The 20131-nt window shown below is 60.3% G+C and carries 14 protein-coding genes; 6 read left to right on the top strand and 8 right to left on the bottom strand.

Features of this window, described 5'->3' with window-relative positions; genetic code table 11:
• Window positions 1–154 precede the first annotated feature (154 nt).
• The 4 genes from OKW27_RS05100 to OKW27_RS05085 are packed head-to-tail and all read right to left on the bottom strand — an operon-like array spanning window position 155 to window position 6364.
• The gene (locus OKW27_RS05100; protein ID WP_429332743.1) at window positions 155–2854 is read right to left on the bottom strand and encodes a CoA-binding protein; all 2700 of its coding nucleotides are present in this window, start codon (window positions 2852–2854) and stop codon (window positions 155–157) included.
• Between the two features lie 27 nt (window positions 2855–2881).
• Entirely contained in the window at window positions 2882–4168 is a 1287-nt protein-coding gene (locus OKW27_RS05095; RefSeq protein WP_090811071.1) for an ATP citrate lyase citrate-binding domain-containing protein, read from the bottom strand.
• Window positions 4169–4175: 7 nt separating this feature from the next.
• Window positions 4176–5063, bottom strand: a complete 888-nt coding sequence (locus tag OKW27_RS05090; RefSeq protein WP_429332742.1) for an amidohydrolase family protein — start codon at window positions 5061–5063, stop codon at window positions 4176–4178.
• A complete protein-coding gene (locus tag OKW27_RS05085; protein ID WP_184068270.1) occupies window positions 5060–6364 on the bottom strand; it encodes an MFS transporter in 1305 nt (434 codons plus the stop codon). Before OKW27_RS05085 ends, OKW27_RS05090 begins: the two co-directional genes overlap by 4 nt.
• A 143-nt stretch (window positions 6365–6507) precedes the next feature.
• Here OKW27_RS05085 and OKW27_RS05080 point away from each other — a divergent pair, with 143 nt between their 5' ends.
• The 3 genes from OKW27_RS05080 to OKW27_RS05070 all read left to right on the top strand — a co-directional run bounded on the left by OKW27_RS05080 (window position 6508) and on the right by OKW27_RS05070 (window position 9895).
• A complete protein-coding gene (locus OKW27_RS05080; protein ID WP_184068273.1) occupies window positions 6508–7251 on the top strand; it encodes a GntR family transcriptional regulator in 744 nt (247 codons plus the stop codon).
• 307 nt (window positions 7252–7558) lie between these two features.
• Window positions 7559–8866 carry an MFS transporter gene (locus tag OKW27_RS05075; protein WP_090811874.1) on the top strand — a complete coding sequence of 436 codons (1308 nt, stop codon included), beginning with the start codon at window positions 7559–7561 and terminating at the stop codon, window positions 8864–8866.
• Between the two features lie 225 nt (window positions 8867–9091).
• Window positions 9092–9895 (top strand): hypothetical protein, encoded by an 804-nt coding sequence (locus OKW27_RS05070; protein ID WP_429332741.1) that lies wholly within the window; start codon window positions 9092–9094, stop codon window positions 9893–9895.
• A gap of 209 nt (window positions 9896–10104) precedes the next feature.
• Here the strand turns inward: OKW27_RS05070 and OKW27_RS05065 are convergent, their stop codons facing one another.
• From OKW27_RS05065 to OKW27_RS05055, 3 genes are all read right to left on the bottom strand, one after another.
• Complete coding sequence (locus OKW27_RS05065) at window positions 10105–10746, bottom strand: NmrA family NAD(P)-binding protein (RefSeq protein ID WP_429332740.1); 642 nt, start codon at window positions 10744–10746, stop codon at window positions 10105–10107.
• 200 nt (window positions 10747–10946) lie between these two features.
• Window positions 10947–12032 (bottom strand): IS630 family transposase, encoded by a 1086-nt coding sequence (locus OKW27_RS05060; RefSeq protein ID WP_429332739.1) that lies wholly within the window; start codon window positions 12030–12032, stop codon window positions 10947–10949.
• Window positions 12033–12386: 354 nt separating this feature from the next.
• Window positions 12387–12695 carry a DUF4148 domain-containing protein gene (locus OKW27_RS05055; protein ID WP_090811061.1) on the bottom strand — a complete coding sequence of 103 codons (309 nt, stop codon included), beginning with the start codon at window positions 12693–12695 and terminating at the stop codon, window positions 12387–12389.
• Between the two features lie 363 nt (window positions 12696–13058).
• Here OKW27_RS05055 and OKW27_RS05050 point away from each other — a divergent pair, with 363 nt between their 5' ends.
• The gene (locus OKW27_RS05050) at window positions 13059–14786 is read left to right on the top strand and encodes a methyl-accepting chemotaxis protein (RefSeq protein WP_429332738.1); all 1728 of its coding nucleotides are present in this window, start codon (window positions 13059–13061) and stop codon (window positions 14784–14786) included.
• A gap of 13 nt (window positions 14787–14799) precedes the next feature.
• Complete coding sequence (locus OKW27_RS05045) at window positions 14800–15096, top strand: hypothetical protein (RefSeq protein ID WP_090811057.1); 297 nt, start codon at window positions 14800–14802, stop codon at window positions 15094–15096.
• A gap of 220 nt (window positions 15097–15316) precedes the next feature.
• Here the strand turns inward: OKW27_RS05045 and OKW27_RS05040 are convergent, their stop codons facing one another.
• Window positions 15317–17038 carry a dihydroxy-acid dehydratase gene (locus OKW27_RS05040; protein ID WP_429332737.1) on the bottom strand — a complete coding sequence of 574 codons (1722 nt, stop codon included), beginning with the start codon at window positions 17036–17038 and terminating at the stop codon, window positions 15317–15319.
• 204 nt (window positions 17039–17242) lie between these two features.
• Here OKW27_RS05040 and OKW27_RS05035 point away from each other — a divergent pair, with 204 nt between their 5' ends.
• Window positions 17243–20008, top strand: coding sequence for an MGH1-like glycoside hydrolase domain-containing protein (locus tag OKW27_RS05035; protein WP_429332736.1), 2766 nt, complete (start codon window positions 17243–17245; stop codon window positions 20006–20008).
• The last annotated feature ends 123 nt before the right edge of the window (window positions 20009–20131 follow it).

The following is a 20131-nucleotide window of genomic DNA, read 5'->3' as shown; positions in this document are numbered from 1 at the left end:
GTTGAGCAAGGCCAACGAATAATCGCCACATAGGCTCGGGTTGTTCGGAAAAGCGTGCACGACTCGCACCCCCAATCCCGTGCGGAGACAACTGATAGTTGTGGGCATGAACCCGGCAGCGCGGAAAGACTTCGTGCGCTTCCGGGTCATTCCGCTACGCAACGAAACGACACTCCGACGCTGGTGTACGTGTATCCATGTTCCTTCCGCGGTTCATATGGTCATCGATTTCAGCCGCGCAACCGAGCATGCGAGGGTAAAGAAAGATGGTAAAGGCGGCCGTCTCCAAAGCGTTGCGCGAATACGTTCCGTCACGATACGGCTGCCAGAGCATCTTGAGCAGTAACGCGGCAATCACCGCATCGACGTTGACGCAGTAAACGTTTCGCGAAACCCCCGCGTCGAACAGGCTTTGGACCAACGTCCGGTAAAAGTCGTGGAAGATGTTGTATTCGTCGCGCTCGGCGAACAATTGCCGCACGAACATTTCACGCGGGTCGTGATTGACGGGTTTATCCTTAAACACCGGATGATTCACGCCAGGGATTTTCTGGATGTCCAGGCTGCCGCTCGTTTTCTTGCTCGATTTGTATTTGGCGTAACTTTCGACGTACGTCATCGCTAGTGCTTTCAAATCCAGCCCGTGCGCAGGATTGCCCGGGTCAGTCAGTCCGCTATGCGCGAACTGGTCTAGCAGAAACGCAATTCCCTCAAATCCATTGCCGCCATGCGTGTAACCACTGTGCGTAAGGAAGCCGATTAACGCCTTGTTGAGTTGGACGCGCTCGGGGTCTTCGGGACCATCGGCAGAGACCGCACCTTTTGCACCCTGCGCGGAAATCGTTCCGGGTCCATTTGACAGCAGCAGACCGACCAGCAATTGGAAGGAAAACAAGTCGCTCGTGCCTGGCGACAATCCAAACAACGCGCTGAAGGCGGTTTCACCAAGCGAACGCTCCTCCAGGACTGTCTTCGTTTCGACGCCGCAGAAGCTGTCCGGACCGTGCTGGTCCGAGGGCACTGAAGCGCCTATCAGGGAGCCGAAAAGTTGTATCCACCACGGAAGGCTCTCAGCCGAAAGGCGTGAAATGCGTTTGCGCATGAGCGGTCCCCATGCGAGCGTCGCGCAAATGGCTGCCAATACGCCATCGGTAGTCGGCTCGCCGGGCAGGCTTTCAACATATTGCACGAATGTCGACTTCACGTCGCGAGCTTTGAGTCCCGCCAGGATTGCGCGGGCCCGCAAATCCGGTTCACTGCCGACGAACAGGTTGAGGTCGGTGACTTCGGCGCGCGAAAAGTCGAAACTCTCATCCATCGCGTTCTCGAGCTTCACCGGGGCAAAGGCGTCGATTAGAGCGCGGACCGCCTGGCGAGGCCCGGCTTGCCCTCGGGGCCCGATGATACTCGCCGCCGCTGCAAGGACAGTGTTTGGTGCATTACCGGCATCCCGTGCCGCCTGGGCAGCCCCAAGTGCGGGATGTCCATACAGGTTCAGGAACGCACTCACAGCGACATTGATTAGCGCGCGGTCGTTCATCCCGCCGGGTTCGTGGAGCAGCGCGAGGCTTACGTTTGTCTCAAGGGGGTACTGCGCCGCATCAAGCATCGAAACGCCGTAGAGACTGGTCACCTGCGACTTTGGGTCCATCTGCGACGCGCCAGAAGCATCCTTCATCGACTGTCGCGGTGGTACAGCTCCAACCTGTTTGTCGAGCGCGGCAATCTGGGCATCGTATGGGGCCGTGGCCTGCACGACAGGCAAATCGAGCGCCTGCGGCAGGCTCAATCCGCGGTGACTGCTAAACCACGGTTTTAATGCGAGGTTACCTTCCGGCTCGAAATCTGGCCTGCAGGCGTTTTCACGCATCACAGCCGTGAGTGCTGCGGGTATGTGCGCGATGTTCGTGACAAGCGCACCCTTTGCCGACACGGCCGGATTGTCCGGTGTGAACACGCTTGACACCCCGAATTTATCGAGAAACCATTGTTCTTTCGATGCGGCGTCGTCCGCGCCTCCGGACATAGCACCCGCGTGTCCGACAGCACGGGTCAGCTTTGACTTCCAGCGACCCACGACGCACGCAACCACCGGCTTCGTAAAGTTGGCGTCGAGCTCGTAGTAGCCGCCCGGTTCGACATAGAGAACGGCCGCCTTGCTTCGCGCGTCGTTTGCCAGGGCCGCAGCGAACTCGGGCGCCGCGAATTGAATGTAGACGTCTTTGCCACTTGAGATGGCTGTAGTCGTGCCCCATCCGGCCATCCGCAGGTAGGTTGCGATGGTAGTCGTGAAGTTGCCCGAGTTGGAAAACAAAGCAATCGAGCCACGCCGCAATGCCTCTTCAGGGTGGTCGCCGCCCAGCGCTCCCCCGATACGCACCTGGTTCCAGGCGTCAGCCACGCCGAGGCTGTTGCCGCCAAAAATGTCGACCCCGTTGGACTGACCCATCGCGCGGATTTCGCGCGAGTCACTGACGGCCAGCTTTTCGGTAACGATGAAAATCTTCTTCAGTTCCGGATTGACACGGATTAGCTCAGCCACGCCGTCCCGTGCAGCGGAAGGCGGCAGATAGATGACGCCGCAGTTGAACCGGTGACCATCGTTCAGGCCTTCAAGGACATTGTTGTAGACCGGCACGCTTCCAAGTGCCGTTTCCAGTACCTGTCCGCGCTTTCCCGGAGCCGTACCAAACACCACATTGCCACCGGAATAGGCATGACCGACGGGCGTGACATCGCTCGACTCGCCGCCCAGAATGTTGAGCACGCAAACGCGGTCGTCCTTTGTTGCAACTTGGGATAACGAACTAATTCCTACGAAGTATTTAAAATCGCCAATGCCCTGCTTGTACATAATGATTCTCCTCAGTCGATGAGATGCTCAGGCAGCCTGTTTGACCGCAATTCCCAGCTTCGCGGCAATCTGCTCACGGCCGCCTGCTTTCATCCATTGGTCAACCTGCTTCGCGTACAGGACCACCTCGCTCATGTCCGAGTCAAAGCCGAAGAAGGTGTACGGCAATCCCAGCGAATCGAGCGTGTCGCGCAATGCTCCCATTCCGCGAACCAGATTCGGACCGCCACGGCCGACCACCACATAGAGCGGCGTCGGGCCGTGCTGACTGAAGTGCTCGCGTAACGCGTCGGCCATTGCGCGAAATGTTTCGAAAATATCCGTGTTGTTCGACTTTCCACCAATGATGAACAGCACATTGCTCTGCTCAATCCAGTGCTTGAAGCAGATGCGGGCGACTTCCTTCATCTTTTCGTAGGGTGGGTTGCCGCCGAAGTCTGACGAGATGATGGCGTCGTCTCCGAGCATTTGCGTGACAAGGGAGTTCGCGCCGCCACCGAACGTCGGAGCGAGAATGCTGCCCTTCGCGTTAATGACGTAGACGTCGCTCTGCCCCTGATACGTGCGAAGCTGGTTGATTTCCTGTTCGAAGTCTGAATAGTCGACTGCGAAGAGATGCGCGGGCAGGTCAAGGCGCTGCCAGCGCGGGTCATCACGGTCGAAGCCGCATTTGAAGTCACAGGCGACGGGTGTCAGCCGTCCCTTGCTATCCTCGCGCATCCGGATTGGATTGAGTTCGAGGGTCGTCATTCCGAACCCGTGGTAGAGCTCCCATAACTTGGGGAGGTGCTGTACAAGCGGCGAGATAATCTGTTTGGGTGCGCCCAGCGTCGAAAGCGCGTTCGCCACGACGAACGCCTTGAGCCCGGTGAGCGGGTCAAACGGAATCTGCACGACTTGCGACTTGTCCAGTTCCTCGATGTCGACGCCACCGTGATGTGTGAGCGTCATCGTCGGTGCGCGGAAGTGTGTCGAGTCGGTAATCGAGAAATAGACCTCGTACTCGGCCGGCACACCCGCCTCAAAGGTCACACCGTTGGCTTTCGACACAGTATTGGCAACGTGATGTTCGACGAAGTAAAGACGCTCCTTCTCCTTCAAGGCGGTCGTCAGGTCAGTCGCGCGGCCAATCAGACCGGCCTTGCCCTTCTTGCCAACACCGCCCTTGAAAACCGGCTTGATGAAAATCATGCCGTGCTTTTTCAGCATCGCTCGAATCTGTTCTTCGCTAGCGTCCGGACCCAGAATCTCGGGCGTCGGAAAGCCCACGAACTGCAGCAATCTGGCGCCGTGCAACATACCGGTGACTTGCATGATGACCTCAGGAAGTGAGTTGGGAAGTCGGTGTCGTCGGGACAATATCCCTCACGGGGTCTTTGTCGAACCCGTAAAACGAGTGCGGGGTTGAGCACAGGATTGCCTCGACAATCGCGGGCGCAAGATGTAAGTCCAGCAACGCGGCAAGCGTCTGGCTGTAGTCCGTCGCATGTTCAAACTGCGTGTGTGGCCAGTCGCTACCCCACATCAGACGTTCGGCGCCAAATGCGTCTATGAGTTGGTCCGTGGCATCGCGCATGAAACTCGAGTCCGGCTCCGAGCACCGATAGGCGCCCGAAATCTTGACCCACACGCGGCCAGATGGGCCAAACTCCAACAGGTCGTTGAAGCCCGGGTCGCGTGTGCCGCTGTCCGGGTCAGGGCGGCCAAAATGGTCAACGACGACTGGCAAGCCCACATCCAGCAAAGTGTTGACGAGCGGCGCCAGGTCCGACCCCTCCCTGTGCAACTCAACATGCCAGCCTAGTTTTGATAACTGCCGCCAAAGCGTTACATATGGCGCCGAGCCCAGCTTGGGGAGCGTCTGTCCGACAAGGTTGAGACGCACGCCCGTCACACCCTGACAGTTCAGCCGCACCAGGTCGTCTTCTGAAATTTCGGGGGACACGACTGCTACACCTCGCAGCCGGCTAATGTCGCTGGTCAGCGCCTGTAAAAGATGGCTGTTATCGGTGCCGAGAAAGCTGGGCTGGACAAGGACGGCATTGCCAATATCGTTCTCGTCCAGAAGCTTCCGGTAGGCGTCCAGCGTTGCGTCATAGTCGGGTGCGTAGCGCCGTCCGTCCGCCAGCGGCAGAGTCCTGGCAAACACGTGCGCGTGCGTGTCAACGCGCGGCAGCCGTGGCCGCGCGATGGATGGGGCCTGAGTCATCGCTGGCTCCGGTGATGGTCAAGCGCTAATTCGGCGTCGGCGACCAGTTGTGAAGCCTGCTCGACGCCAGACGGCCGCAAGCGCTTGCCGCGCGTTTCGGGAAGCAACAACACGGCAACCATCGCCAGCCCGTACGCAATTGCGGCATCGATACCAATCGCTGCTCCCAGCGACATCGAATGACTCATGTACCCGACCAGCACCGGGAAACCCGCCGAGGCGATGCGACCGAAGTTGTAGCAAAAGCCGACGCCTGTCCCGCGCATGTCCGCAGGATAGAGTTCGTTGAAAAGTGCGCCCAGGCTGGCCGGGATGCCGGCGGCGAAAAAGCCTAGCGGGAAGCCCAGAACAAGCATCTGCGTGTTGCTCAAGGGAAGCATCACGTAGGCGAGCACGGTGACGATGCAAGAAAATGCAAAGAATGCGATGTTGCGACGCCGTCCGATACGGTCGAGCAGGTAAGCGCTCGCCATACAGCCGCACCAGAAAGCCACGATAACAACCGCAAGATACCCACCGGTGTTGAGGACCGACAGATGTCTTTCCTTGGAGAGGAAGGTCGGCAGCCAGGTCATGATGGCGTAGTACCCGCCGTGTGCGCCTGTGCCCAGAATCGCCCCGATAACGGTGGTCTTGATGACGCGCGGCTGGAATACTTGCGCGATTTGCCCCCACACAGAAACCACTGGTTCAGCGCGAGACGGCTCAACGCGCACAGGTTCGCGGAGATTGCGGCGGACGTAAAGGACGAGAAGCGCGGGCAGCAGGCCAGCACCGAACATGACACGCCACGCCGTGTCTGACGGCAACCACGAAAAAGCTGCGGCATACAACAGCACTGCGCCGGCCCAGCCGACAGCCCAGGCGCTCTGTACCGCGCCCATGGCCTTGCCGCGGTGTTCCGTCCGGATGGTCTCAGCCATCAACACGGCGCCTGCAGCCCACTCTCCGCCGAACCCGAACCCTTGCAGGGCCTTCAGGACCAGTAGTTGAGGAAAACTCTGGGCGAAGGCACAAAGGAAAGTGAATCCTGCAAACCAGAGAATCGTAATCTGCAGCGTCCGCACCCGACCAATCCTGTCGGACAAGGCGCCCGCCAGCCAGCCGCCCATCGCCGATGACACCAGTGTCACGCCGCTGATCGCGCCCGCCTGCGTGTGGTCGATGCCGTACGCTGCGATGATTGCGGGGATTGCCAGGGTAAACATCTGCACATCAAGGGCATCGAGGCCCCAACCCGCGAAACATCCCCAGAAGGTGTTTCGTTCGAGAGGTGTGCCTTGCTTGTACCAGGTGAACATCGCCGTCTCCAGGGTAAATTCATATATTCATGTATATGACTATATGTTTAGTTTAGGCGCTTCGACGAAGAAGTCATTGGGGATTTACCCTTGTTCCGGCAGATGTTGTACAGTGACTATTCCTGTGAACAACTATATGAATCATGGATATGCAGTCGTTCTCGGCCAGGCCAGACAGTCGATTGCCCCGATACCAGCAGCTACGCGATGACCTGGTGCGCCGCATCGCGGAGGGCGAATGGGCGCCAGAAAAGGCAATCGACACAGAGGCGGAGCTCAGCCTGTTTTATAACGTGTCGACCGGCACACTTCGGAAAGCCATTGATTTGCTGGTGGCCGACGGGGTGCTCACCCGCACCCAGGGAAAGGGGACCTTTGTCCGGCGCCCGCGCTTTGATTCGTCGTTGTTCCGCTTCTTCCGATTCAAGTCAGCTGACGGGAAGCCGGTCCGACCGACGGCGAAGGTGCTCAGCCGCGAGGTCGTCAAGCCAAACGAGACGATTCGCTCAACCTTGCAGATGAAGGCGACGGAGAAGGCTGTTCATCTCTCGCGGGTACGATTGATTGACGGACAACCCGTTTTGTCGGAAGAAATATGGCTACCTCGAAGCCGTTTCGAAGCGCTGGCGACTCTGCCCCTTGGTGGCTTCGAGGATTTGCTTTATCCGCTTTACGAGCGGCTTTGCCGCCAAATCGTCGCATCCGCAACCGAGATTCTGAACGTCGAACAGGCGACGGACGCTGATGCGGCGCTCCTGCATATCGACGTCGGCAGCCCGGTAATCCTTGTGCACCGTGTGGCATCCGATTTCGCCGGGACGCCTATTGAATGGCGCACCACGCGTGGTGCTGCTGCAGCGTTCCAGTATCAGGTCGATATTCGCTGACAACGCGACTTCCTCGCCGCGTTTGGTGCTGTCATAGGGACCGACAACGCGAACTGACTTTCTGTCACCCGGCAGGTCGCATTTTTCCTGCGACTTTCAGGCTCTACACCTCGTTCGCCGAATACATCACTGGTCGCCAGTTGCGGCCGCAGCTCGCTTGCGTGCGCTCGTCCGGGTTATACCTCATTGCAGCCCGACCTCAAACATACAAACATATACATGACTATATCAATCTGCTTGTTTTCGTCTGACTGACCGTTTTCGAAACGCCAGTCGAGCGGCAGCGGGCATGGAACTTGGAGCGAACATGTCTACGTCCGTAACACGTGAGCAGCAGGTAATGAAGAAAATGGCATGGCGGCTGATGCCGCTGCTGATTGTCATGTTTCTCATCGCATTCATCGACCGGCAGAACGTCGGCTTCGCGAAATTGGAAATGGTTCAGGCACTCGGCATGACGGAAGCCGCGTATGGCCTTGGAGCATCGCTGTTTTTCATTGGCTACCTGCTGTTCGAGGTGCCCAGCACACTGGCGCTACATCGGTTTGGGGCCCGGACGTGGCTCGCTCGCATCATGATTACGTGGGGCGTCGTTACAGTGCTAATGGCGTTCACCAGGTCCCTGCCAGCTTTTTACTCGTTTCGGTTTGCGCTGGGTGTTGCTGAAGCCGGGTTTTATCCAGGCGTCATTTACTACCTGACGCAGTGGTTTCCTCAAAGCTACCGGACACGTGTGCTTGGCCTTTTTACCCTCGGCAGTTCGCTGGCAAACATGCTTGGCGCGCTGGTCGGAGGGCTGCTCCTTTCCTTGGGCGGAACACTGGGACTGGCGGGTTGGCAATGGGTCTTCCTTGCCACCGGTCTTCCGGCAATACTGATTGCCTTCGTAGCGCTTAAATATCTACCGAGCTCCGTCGAGGAAGCGAACTTCCTTTCTCAGGATGAGAAGGACATTGTGGTCGCAGCGCTTGTGCGCGAAGCGTCCCCGGAAGCAAAGGAGTCCCGGCCATGGGCGGCATTGCTTGACCCGAAGGTTCTCATGTTCGCAGCAACCTACATGCTGATGTCGACGTCGCTCTACGGCGTGACGTACTGGCTGCCCACGTTGGTTAAGAGCTGGGGCGTTTCGTCGAGCGTCAATGGCCTGCTTAACATGATTCCGTGGGCACTCGCGGCTCTTCTCCTGCTTTGGCTTCCCGGGAAGCTCAAACGTGAACAGGTGGTGTTAAAAGCAATGGCCATAGTCGCCGGCATCGGCGTCGTATGCTTTGCATCGAGCCTCGTGTTGCCGACTGTATCGTTGCGCTTTATTGCTCTGTGTCTGGGCGGAGCTTGTATTCCCCTGCTGTACCCTTGCTTCTGGTCGCTCCCACCACGCTTCTTTTCTGGCGCTCGAGCCGCCGCAAGTGTCGCTGCCATCAACTGCATTGGAAACCTTGGAGGGTTCTTCGGACAGAACCTCATGCCGTACGTTGGCAAGGTAACCAACAGTCATGTAGCACCAATGCTCGTTCCGACTGCATGCCTGTTAGCTCTCGCAATCGGTACCATCATTGCGTGGACAGTCGGTGGGCATCGCAAGGCGGCGCTTGCGTCATCAACGGTTCCGCTTTGATGCGGGCCATGACACCCCCAAGCTATTTGCACAGACGCAATGTACCCTCGTTTGAGCCGCATCTTCGATTGATTGCAGACTGAGCGCGGTTCAACTTCGCGATGGTTTGAAGCCATCCGGCCCGGCTGGGGGTGCCGTTCCGGAGCAAGGCTCGAATCGACCGCTCATAGCCCTTTGCGCATCAGATAATCATGTGGATCTATACTGGGGCACCTGGAGGCTTCGATGGCTAATCAAGACAGACTGCATCCGCTACGTCCGCTCCTGAAGAATTGGGTTTGGGAGCATGGCCGAATCGGTACCCGATATCTGGACTGCACCGATGGCGAAATCAAGTTTGACGAAGGCAAGAAGTCGCGCTTCGCGGCCGAAGAATACATTTACGTGCCGCTCGAGAAGGATGCTGACGACGATGCGCCTGTGGAAGGTCCTGCGATCCAGGAAGCGGGGCTCGCCCGGTTTTTGAGGGCAGCGCAGTTAGGCAGGCCCGAGGAGGCCGGCACTATCGTAGAGGTCCAGCGCGCAGTGCAGGACTGCATGGAACTCGGCCTGTTCAGCGCATATCAGTTGAGCGCCCAGCAGGCCGCCGCACGCTATGCGCAAGAACCCATGTTCGAGGATGAAATCCGCGCTGCGGTTGTCGACGATATCCGACGTATCTACGCGGGCATGCGCGAGCAATTGGCGCTGTACGATTTCAGTGTGCTTTACGGCTTGCCCACGCCCCTGCTCATCAGCGAGGCGCCGTTCATCGACTGGCGCGTGCGCGCTAGTCCGGCCCTTCCGTTTGTCTCGCTTCCTCTTGGGCCATACTGCCTGCTGGTGGGTGCGCCGTCGGGCAGGAGCAGCCGAATTGGCCCCGTGGTCTGGAAGTCCGCCGCGGCAATGGGCCCGTTGAAGGACCACAACCGCCAAATCGCGGAGCACGCACGGTTGTGGCTGGTGGCGACCACGGATGACCAACTCGTCGCGGTACAAAGCCGCTTTGCTGATGCCAGGAGCCCCAAGCCAGAGGATGCGAGGCCCTGACTGAAGTCGGCGGGAAACGCGTTGAATCGTTCGTGCTTCTGGAGACGATTTACGGACGTCCGCTCCCTGAAGCCACGAGTGTCACGCTCGGTCGATATCCGCGCGGCCTTCATAAGCAGCGCAATACACCCGCGAGCAGGGGTCGGCCCCGTCAAGCCCCCCGTCGCGCGTGCCAGCCTCTGAAAGTCGCGATCGCGTATCCTGGCAGGTCAGTCCTTAGCCCACGCCGCAGCCATGGCGACGGCAAAGTCCCGATAGGATCTCGGTTGCCGTCCCAGCAGCGTCGCCAGACGCTCGACGTCCACGCTGGACGCGACCGCGCCGTCCTGCTGATACCGGCCCATCATGAGCCGCATGTCGTATGCGAGCCAGGCAGGAGCAACCGACTTGAGGCGCTGCTCAAGGACGTCGAGATCGTCGCCACCGTAGCGGACGGGACGTCCCAGCGCCTTGGCCCAGATCGAAACCACGGTCTGCGCATTGATCACGTCAGGACCGACGAGTTCGTACGTCTCGCCCGGCAGCGGGTTTGAGCCACGCTCGCGGCGCAGCAGTTCGCGCGCGGCAGCCTCGCCGATATCACGGACGTCGACCATGGAAATGCCTTTCGCGCCAATTGGCATGCCGTAGACGCCGTGCGAAAGCAGCGGGTCTTTCTGCCGGACGTCGTTCTGGATGAAATACGCGGGGCGCAGCACTGTCACCGGCAGGTCGAGGTGTTCGATCATGCGCTCGACCGTATGTTTGCCGGTGAAGTGCGGCACGTCGACGTATTCGGCGCCCTTGAACACCGACAGATAAACCACGCCTTTCACACCCGCTTCCCGTGCGACGCTCAGGGTCTGCGCCATTCGGCCAAGGGACTTCGAAAGACGATTCCTAAGTCGAGGCAGATTATTTTTCAAGCGCCGTGTTAGGCGGCTTAGACTTCGATTGCCATGCTGATCTATGACGCCTTCGGTCAATTCGTCCCCTGTGCTTCTCGTCATGCAATTGCTTCTTCAACGGAGATTCTCCGTCAGCACGTCGGATATCTATCTAGTGGTCTGCGTCAAACGGATTGCATCTTATTCAGCTTGGTGCGGGCACGCGTGACTTTCGCCAGAATGTCGGAAGCTTTAGCGGTCCAGATGAAGGGTTTTGGATCACCATTGTGCTTTTCAATGTACTGCTCGATCGTGCTGACCAACTCGGGTACCGAGCGAAAGGCTGACCGCCGTAGCTGGTTCTCGGACAGATCACGAAAGAAGCGTTCGACCATATTGAGCCAGGAAGCGCTGGTGGGCGTGAAATGCATGTGAAATCGTGGGTGCTTGGCCAGCCACGCCTTCACCTCGGGATGCTTATGAGTGGCGTAGTTGTCGGCAATCAAATGTAGTTCCTTACCCTTGGGGGGGCTGCGATCGATCTTGCGCAGGAAGCCCAGCCATTCTTGATGACGATGCTTCGTCTGGCACTGGCCAATGATGCTGCCATCGAGCGTGTTCATCGCGGCGAACAACGTCGTCACACCATTGCGCTTGTAATCGTGCGTCATCGTCTGACCTCGACCTCGCTTCATCGGCAAGCCAGGCTGGGTCCGGTCCAGAGCCTGAATCTGGGACTTCTCGTCACAACTGAACACCAGTGCGTGCTCAGGTGGATCGAGATAAAGGCCGACGATGTCCTCCAGCTTCTCGGCAAAGTGCTTGTCGTTCGAGACTTTGAAGGTTTCTATCCGATGCGGCTTGAGTCCATGCGCCTGCCAGATGCGCCTCACGCTCGCCTCGCTGACGCCGGCCACTGCCGCCATGCTGCGCGTACTCCAATGCGTCGCGTTATCGGGACGCTGCTGCATGGTCATCGCCACGATGGCCTTGACCTTGCGCGCAGAGATCTTCGGCTTGCGCCCGGGTCGCGTCTCGTCCCGCTCGATCCCCGCCACACCGTCCGCGATGAAGCGCGCTCGCCAGCGCGCCACCGTGCCTCGCCAGATACCCAACTGCACACCGATCTCTTTGTCTGTGTGGCCCAGTGCCGCGAGCAATATCATCTTGGCACGCTCGGCCAGTCGTACCGGAACCCTCCGCCCAGCCGCCCACGTTTCCAATTGTTTGCGCTGGCCTTCGCTCAGCTCAACTTTTGCCGCGATTCTCATGGGTTCTCCCTCATCACCTGGAAGGAGACTCGCAAATCGCGATTAAGTTGCATTATTTACGACGCACTACACTAGATAAGTCCGGACAGATTCCCCAATTTCTGGCGCATGCGTTCGATGTAGTCGTTAGCACCGCTGAAACCCTCGGCGTTCAGTGCGCTGGTCGACGCCATCAACGATGAAGCCACCAGCTTCTACAAAAGTACGGCTTCGTGCCGCTTACCGATGAACCGCTCACGCTGTTCCTGCCGGTAACGGGCCGCATCGGCGAACCCGCAAGCCGCGACGATGCCGCTCGCGGCGTGTTACCGGGCCGGGCGGCTGAAAGCGCCCGGCCACCCGGCTGATCGCCAATCAACCTCCTTTGTAGGCCGAATGATCCGAGGCCCACTGGGTCGGTGCCCCCGAAGCGGCCGAGCCCGATTTCACGCCACCGTAGCCACTGGGCGCCTGCTGCTGGGCCGCCACGCTCGCCAGCGTAGCCTGGATGTGCGCCGGGTAGTGCGCGTCACCGTGGTTGCGGCCGTAGCCCGCCTGCTGCAGTTGGACGAGTTCTGCGCGCACCTGCTCGCGCGTCAGGGGACCGTTGTTGTGAGCGGACGCAACCGTGGGCAGAGCGAGGACCGACACGAGCGCGAGAACGGGGATGAATGCTTTAGCCATGATGAATCTCCAATTGCGAGCGTCAGAAACAGAAAACACTGGGTTAGCGAAACAACGACCGCCGGGGCGGAAGCCTGAGTGCCAAGTCGTTGAAGTCAGTTTATCTGTTTACTATCAACTTACACGCACCTTTCGCCCCAACTGTTTGTTTCCGCGTCTGCAACGTCACTAGGCGTCTATCCGCACAAAAACGCCTGAACGGAATGGCGGTTAGCAGTTCGACATCAAGTTTGACGGGTTAATGCCGTATACAAACATCATGTGTGATTTGTTTATCAATCGTGTGTTGGCGCTTGCGCTGCTCGCTTCCTTCTTCTTGCGCCTTGCGCATGCCTCGTCATCGGCTTCCCATTTAATTTATCCATGTTCAATAACCTAAGTATCCGTGTCCGCCTGGCGCTGGCGATGGCTTTTCTCGCCGTGCTGCTGGTCCTTGGCGGCGTCATGGGCATCGCCAGCGTGTCGATGTGCAACAACGATTTGAAGGAGCTGTATTCCAGCCGGCTGGCTTCTTCCGAGGCGCTCGGTCGGGCAAACGTAGCACTATCGAGGACGCGCCTCTGGCTGCTTCTCATCGCGCTTGATCCGGCCAGTCCGGACGTACCCCAACGAGTGCAGATCGCCCGGGATCTGCTCGCTGAGTCGAAGCAGGCGTGGGACGCGTATCGCGCGCTGCCGTTCTCCGGACCCGAGGAGGCGAGCCGCGCGGCCGACGTGAACGCGAAGCGCGACGCGTACGTCGCAAATGGCCTGGAACCGATGTTCAGCGCGATCGCCGCCCACGATACGGCGAAGCTCACCGATGTCGCCGTGCACACACCGCAGTCGCTGTTCAGCGATTTCACCGGCGGCACATATTCACTGGGCCAGATGCAGATCACGGCTGCCCGCGCGACGTTTGAGACCTCGCAGGCCCGCTTCCACGGGTTCATCGGCGTAGCCCTCGCCGGTATGCTGATGGCGCTCGGTGCGGCGGCACTGGCCTGGTGGTCGCTGCAGCGCGCGATCGGCACGCCCCTTGCCCAGGCACTGGGCCATTTCAGGGCGATTGCCGATGGTGACCTGACCTCGCGCGTCGAGGTTCGCACGCGCGACGAGATGGGGCAGTTGATGACCGGCCTGCAGGCGATGCAAAGCAAACTGGTTCAGACGATCAGTGTCGTGCGAGACGGTTCCCGGTCGATCGATACCGCCGCACAGGAGATATCGGCCGGCAACCTGGACTTGTCGCAACGGACCGAAGAGCAGGCCGCCTCGCTGGAGGAAACTGCCTCGTCCATGGAGGAGCTGACGTCGACGGTCCGCCAGAACGCCGACAACGCGAAGCAGGCAACCGCGCTGGCCAGTACGACGTCGGGTATCGCGCAACGCGGCGGGGAAGTGATCGGGCGCGTGGTCGAGACGATGCACGGGATCTCCGACAGCTCAGCCAAGGTGGCCGAGATCATCAGCGTGATTGAAGGCATCGCGTTCCAGACCAACATCCTCGCGCTCAATGCCGCGGTCGAGGCGGCCCGCGCTGGTGAACAGGGGCGGGGTTTTGCTGTCGTGGCCGGGGAGGTCCGCACGCTCGCTCAGCGCAGCGCCACGGCGGCCAAAGAGATCAAGGAGTTGATCGGCGAATCGGTAACCCGGGTAGATGCCGGCTCGAAGCTCGTCGAGGAAGCTGGCAGCACGATTAATGAAATTGTTCGGTCGGTGCAGCGCGTGACCGACATCATGAGCGAGATCGCGGCAGCATCGGAAGAACAGAGCACCGGCATCGGGCAGGTCAATACGGCCGTCACGCAGATGGACGAGGCGACCCAGCAAAACGCCGCGCTGGTCGAGGAAGCCTCGGCCGCGGCGCAGTCGCTGGCCCAACAGGCCCAAGCGTTGCGTGACGCAGTGGCAGTCTTCAAGGTTGCCGACCGGGACGCCTCCGCGTCACGCGTGATGGCTCCGCGGAGCGAACCGCGTCGGCCGGCACCGAAGGCTCGCGCGTCACGTCCTCCAGCGTTGAAAAAGCTGGAGACGGCGCCCCTGGTTACCGCAGACACGACCACACTGGTTGCGACCGGCAGCAGTCCGGAGCACTGGCAGGCATTCTGAGCGGATCTGAAAATTGGACAATGCGAACGACGCGCTTCACCGAATGTGCAAACTTGTGACCGCCAACACGAGGGAAATGAGCGTGCTTGGCGCGCGGGCGATGGTTCTCGGCACGTTTCTTGATGCAGCCTCACCACACCTGACGACGCAGCAGCGCGCCAAGGTCGCCACGTCATTCCGGCAGGGCATTGAAGAAGCCATGTCCCTGATGGACGACGTGCCCCTGCCCGCGGAATATCATTCGGCGATGCTCGAACTCACCAATGTCATCCTCGCCATACTCGGCCCAAGCCGGGCCTCGCCCCTTTGAGCGAGCCGGAACGGCCGCTTTTGAATGGGATGAAGACGTTCTCAAAAATTCGCCGAAGGGGTGATCTGCTGGGTCGCCTCGAAACACTGTGGCCCAGGCAGTCCGCAATCTTCGACGACACCTCCGGTGAGGGATGAACTCTTCGTCGATTGCGCTTGATCAGGCGCCGAACAGATCGAGTCGCGCGGGCACTTCGGTCAGGGAGTTGAAAAAACACCCGCTACTTAAGCTCTTCGAAAGGAAACGCGGTGAGGAAATCAAAGTCGCACCCTGCCGCGGCAGAGAGCACGTGATCGTGATAGAGCCGCTGGTAACCGCGCGCATACATCCCTTGCGCCGGACGAATCTCAGCGGCACGACGCGCCAGTTCGACCTCGTCGACCAGTAGATCGATCCGCTTGTCCCGCGCCGAGAGCCGGATCCGATCGCCGTTGCGCACCACTGCCAGCGGGCCACCGAGCGCCGCTTCTGGCGTCACGTGAAGCACGATGGTCCCGTACGCCGTGCCCGACATGCGCGCATCGGAAATCCTCACCATGTCCTTCACCCCCGCCCGCGCAAGTTTCTGCGGGATCGGCAGATAGCCGGCCTCGGGCATGCCTGAAGCACTGCGCGGCCCCGCGTTCTGCAATACGAGAACGTCGTCCGCGCGAACGTCCAGACCGGGGTCGTCGATGCGCGCGGCCAGATCTTCGAGCGAGGTAAATACCACGGCACGCCCTTCGTGTTCGAGCAGTTCGGGAGTAGCGGCGGCGCGCTTCAGAACCGCACCGCCGGGCGCCAGACTCCCGTTCAGAACAATCAGCCCGCCATCGGGACTGACCGGTTTCTCCGTCGAGCGGATCACGGCCGTATCGATCGGATCGGCAAGCGGCCTGTTCAAACGCTCCTCGAGACTCTGCCCGGCGATATCGCGACAAGTCAGATCGAGTTGGGGCATCAGTCCGCGCAGAACGCCCTCCAGCCCGCCGGCTGCATGGAAATCCTCCATGTAACCGTTGCCTACCGGCTTGAGATCCACGAGTACGGGCGTTTCATCAGACAGCCGGTTGAACTCGTCGTAATCGATCTTCAGTCCGATACGACCGGCAATCGCCGCCAGATGAATCACGGCGTTGGTCGAACCGGAGACCGCGAGCAGCACCCGCAAGGCATTGCGCACCGACGCAGGCGTCACGATCTCGGCCGGTTTCGGTCCGCCATTGAGGGCCATGCGCGCAACCAGCGCTCCGGTTTCTTCGCAATTGCGCAGACGATCCGCGTGCACGGCCGGAATCGCCGCCGAACCGGGCAGCATCATGCCCAGCGTTTCCGCGATCAGCGCCATGGTCGACGCCGTGCCCATGACCGCACACGTTCCCGCCGTGACCGCCAGACGCCCCTCCACTTGCCTGATCTCCTGCGCCGAGACTTTCCCCGCGCGGAAATTCGACCAGAAGCGCCGGCAGTCCGTGCACGCGCCAAGCCGCTCGCCGCGATGTCGCCCGGTCATCATCGGACCGGCCACCACCATTGCGGCGGGCCGCTCCGCGGAGATCGCGCCCATCAACATCGCCGGCACGGTTTTGTCGCATCCGCCGAGCATCACCACTGCATCCATCGGCTGGGCACGAATCATTTCCTCGACGGCCATCGCCATCAGATTGCGATAGACCAGCGAAGTCGGCGAAAGGAAGACCTCGCCAAGCGACATCACCGGAAATACGATCGGCAATGCGCCCGCCGCGAGCACGCCGCGTTCGATCGCCTTGATCATTTCGGGAAAGTGGCGATGGCAGTTATTGAAACCGCTCTCCGAGGTGCAGATCCCGACGATCGGCTTGTCGAGCGATTCACCGGTGTAGCCCATCGAATTGGCAAACGACCGGCGCAGATAGCGCGCGAAATCTTGATCACCGTAGTTCGTCAGGCCATTGTCGAGGCCACGCGGTTTTTGATTCATTTCCAGTTCCTTACGATCAGCGATGCAGCGCGGATATAGCGAAAGAAAACGTCAGATGAAACCAGGAGCGAGGCGGCCTCCGACCTCGATAAGTCTAAACGACGCCTATCATCCAGATACCGCCCGGCGCCGCACGCGTGACGGGATGGGCGGGGACTCACGCACTGAACGTGTTCGACGGTCGATCCCGGTTTGGGAGGTCACATGTCATCGCTACGCGCAAACGAGCTGCTCCATTCGAAGGAAGGGTTCCGTCTGCATGGCCAGGACCTCGACTGCTGGCGCCGCTGGGGGCCTTATCTGAGTGACCGGCAGTGGGGCACCGTTCGCGAAGACTACAGCGACTGCGGAACCGCATGGGAGTATTTCCCCCACGAGCATGCGCGCAGCCGCATGTACCGCTGGGGCGAGGACGGCATTGCCGGATTCGGCAACGACCCACTCGACTGGTGCGTGTCGCTCGCGCTCTGGAACGGGCGCGACCCCATCCTGAAGGAGCGGCTGTTTGGCTTGACCAATGCGCAAGGCAATCACGGCGAGGACGTGAAGGAGCTTTACTTCTACGTCGATGGCACGCCGACACACTCGTACATGAAGATGCTGTACAAATACCCCCACGATGCGTACCCGTATCAGGACCTGATCGAGGAAAACGGCCGGCGCGGCGCCGATCAGCCCGAATACGAAATCCTCGATACGGGCGTGTTCGACAACGATCGCTATTTCGACGTCTGGATCGAGTACGCGAAGCACACACCCGACGACATCGTGATGCGCGTAACCGTCGAAAATCGCGCGGATCAGCACGCGCCACTCCATGTGCTGCCGCTCTTCTGGGCGCGCAACCGCTGGGCGTGGTCAGGCAAACCCGGCAAGCCGTCGCTCACGCTCGAGCCGGCGTCCGCCGAGGGCGCGCGCGTGATCGCGCACAATCCCGCGCTGGGCACGATGATCGTCACGGCCTCGGCGCCGCAGCCGATCGAATGGCTGTTCTGCGAAAACGAAACCAACGTCCGCCGCCTTTTCGGCATCGCCGGCGCAGGCCCGTTCAAGGATGGCTTCAACGATTACCTCGTCGATGGCGAGGAGCAGGCAATACGCCACGACGCTGGCACCCGCGCCGCCGCGCATGTGGCCCTGTCGCTCGCGCCGCACGAGCGCGCGGTGCTGTATCTGCGCTGGCGTCCGGCGGCACTACCGGGCATCACGCGCGACGACGTGCCGCTCGACTTCGAAGCGCTGTTCGCGCGCCGGATCGCGGAGGCCGATGAGTTCTACGCCGCGCTCCAGCACGACATCAGCGACGCCGACGCGCGGCTCGTGCAACGCCAGGCGCTCGCCGGCATGCTATGGACGAAGCAGTATTACCAGTTCGACGTGACGCGCTGGCACGACGGCGACCCCGGTCAGCCGAAGCCGCCGAAAGGACGCCGGCACGGGCGCAACGCCGACTGGCGGCATATGTGCAACGGCGACGTCGTTTCGATGCCGGACAAGTGGGAGTACCCGTGGTACGCGTCCTGGGATCTCGCGTTTCATGCCGCCGCGTTCGCGATGGTGGACCCCGACTTCGCGAAGAAACAGCTGCTGTTGCTCGTGAAGGAACGGTACATGCATCCGAACGGGCAGTTGCCCGCCTACGAATGGGCATTCGGCGACGCGAATCCGCCCGTTCATGCATGGGCGACGTGGCGCGTGTACGAACTCGACCGCGAAGTCACGGGCGTCGGTGACCACAAGTTTCTCGAGGTGATGTTCCACAAGTTGCTGCTGAACTTTTCGTGGTGGGTCAACCGCAAGGATGCAGAGGACCGCAACATCTTCCAGGGCGGCTTTCTCGGGCTAGACAACGTCGGCATCTTCGACCGCTCTTCCCCGCTACCGACGGGCGGCCGCATCGACCAGGCGGACGGCACCGCCTGGATGGCCTCGTATGCGCTCGACCTGATGCAGATCGGACTCGAGCTCGCGATGACGAACAACGCGTACGTCGAAATCGCGGTGAAGTTTTTCGAGCATTTCCTGTATATCGCAGAAGCCGTCGGTTGCAGCGAAGGTTGCAGAACTGGGCTATGGGACGGACACGACGAATTCTTTTATGACGTACTGCATCTTCCAGACGGAACCCGTGTGCCGATGCGCGTTCGCTCGATCGTCGGCCTGATTCCGTTGTTCGCCGTGCATGTGCTCGAAGAACGCATATACGGCCACCTGCCGGGCCTGCGAGAACGGCTCGCGTGGTTTCTCGATCACCGGCCCAATCTGGCCAAACTCGTATCGCGTTGGACCGAACCCGGCAAAGGCAACACCACGCTGCTCTCGCTACTGCGCGGATACCGGATGACGGCACTGCTGCGCCGCGCGCTCGACGAAGACGAATTTCTGTCCGATCACGGCGTGCGCGCGCTGTCACGCGTGCATCGCGATACACCGTACGAGTTCGATCATGGCGGCGCGCATGTCTGCATCGCGTATCAGCCGGCCGAATCGGATTCGCGCGTATTCGGCGGCAATTCGAACTGGCGCGGGCCTGTGTGGATGCCCGTCAACTATCTGCTGATCGAATCGCTGTATGAATTCCATCGCTACTACGGCGACGAATTCCGCATCGAATATCCAACGGGATCGGGCAACCGGTGCTCGCTCAGCGAGATCGCCGACGGTCTCGCGCGGCGTGTCACTACCCTCTTTCTCAAGGACGAGCACGGCGTGCGGCCCGTGATGGCGGCTTATCCGCAGTTGCAGGCCGACCCGCGCTCGTCTGATCTCGTGCTGTTTCACGAGTACTTTCACGGCGACAGCGGACGTGGCGTCGGCGCTTCGCACCAGACCGGCTGGAGCGGTCTCGTCGCGCTGCTGCTTCAGCCGCGTCTGATGAAGCTGGCCCACGTGGCGGCCGATGTCACTGCCGAAAACGCGCCGGCAGGCGCGCCCGTCGTCGAAGACGCGCTGCCCGCGATGGCGCGATAGACAGGCATCGAAAATCCGCAATCGATCGAGACGCGATTCCCGAAACTCTATGTCCTCGACCTATCGGACCAAAGTCTGATTGACCGACCTGAAGGTCACGTGCATCGTCAAAGGCGAACCGCG

Source organism: Paraburkholderia sp. 35.1, from assembly GCF_050436525.1.
In the GTDB taxonomy this organism is placed as follows: Bacteria; Pseudomonadota; Gammaproteobacteria; order Burkholderiales; family Burkholderiaceae; genus Paraburkholderia; species Paraburkholderia tuberum.
The sequence above is the reverse complement of the archived record's forward strand: the minus strand, read 5'-3'. Positions and strand labels throughout refer to the sequence as shown.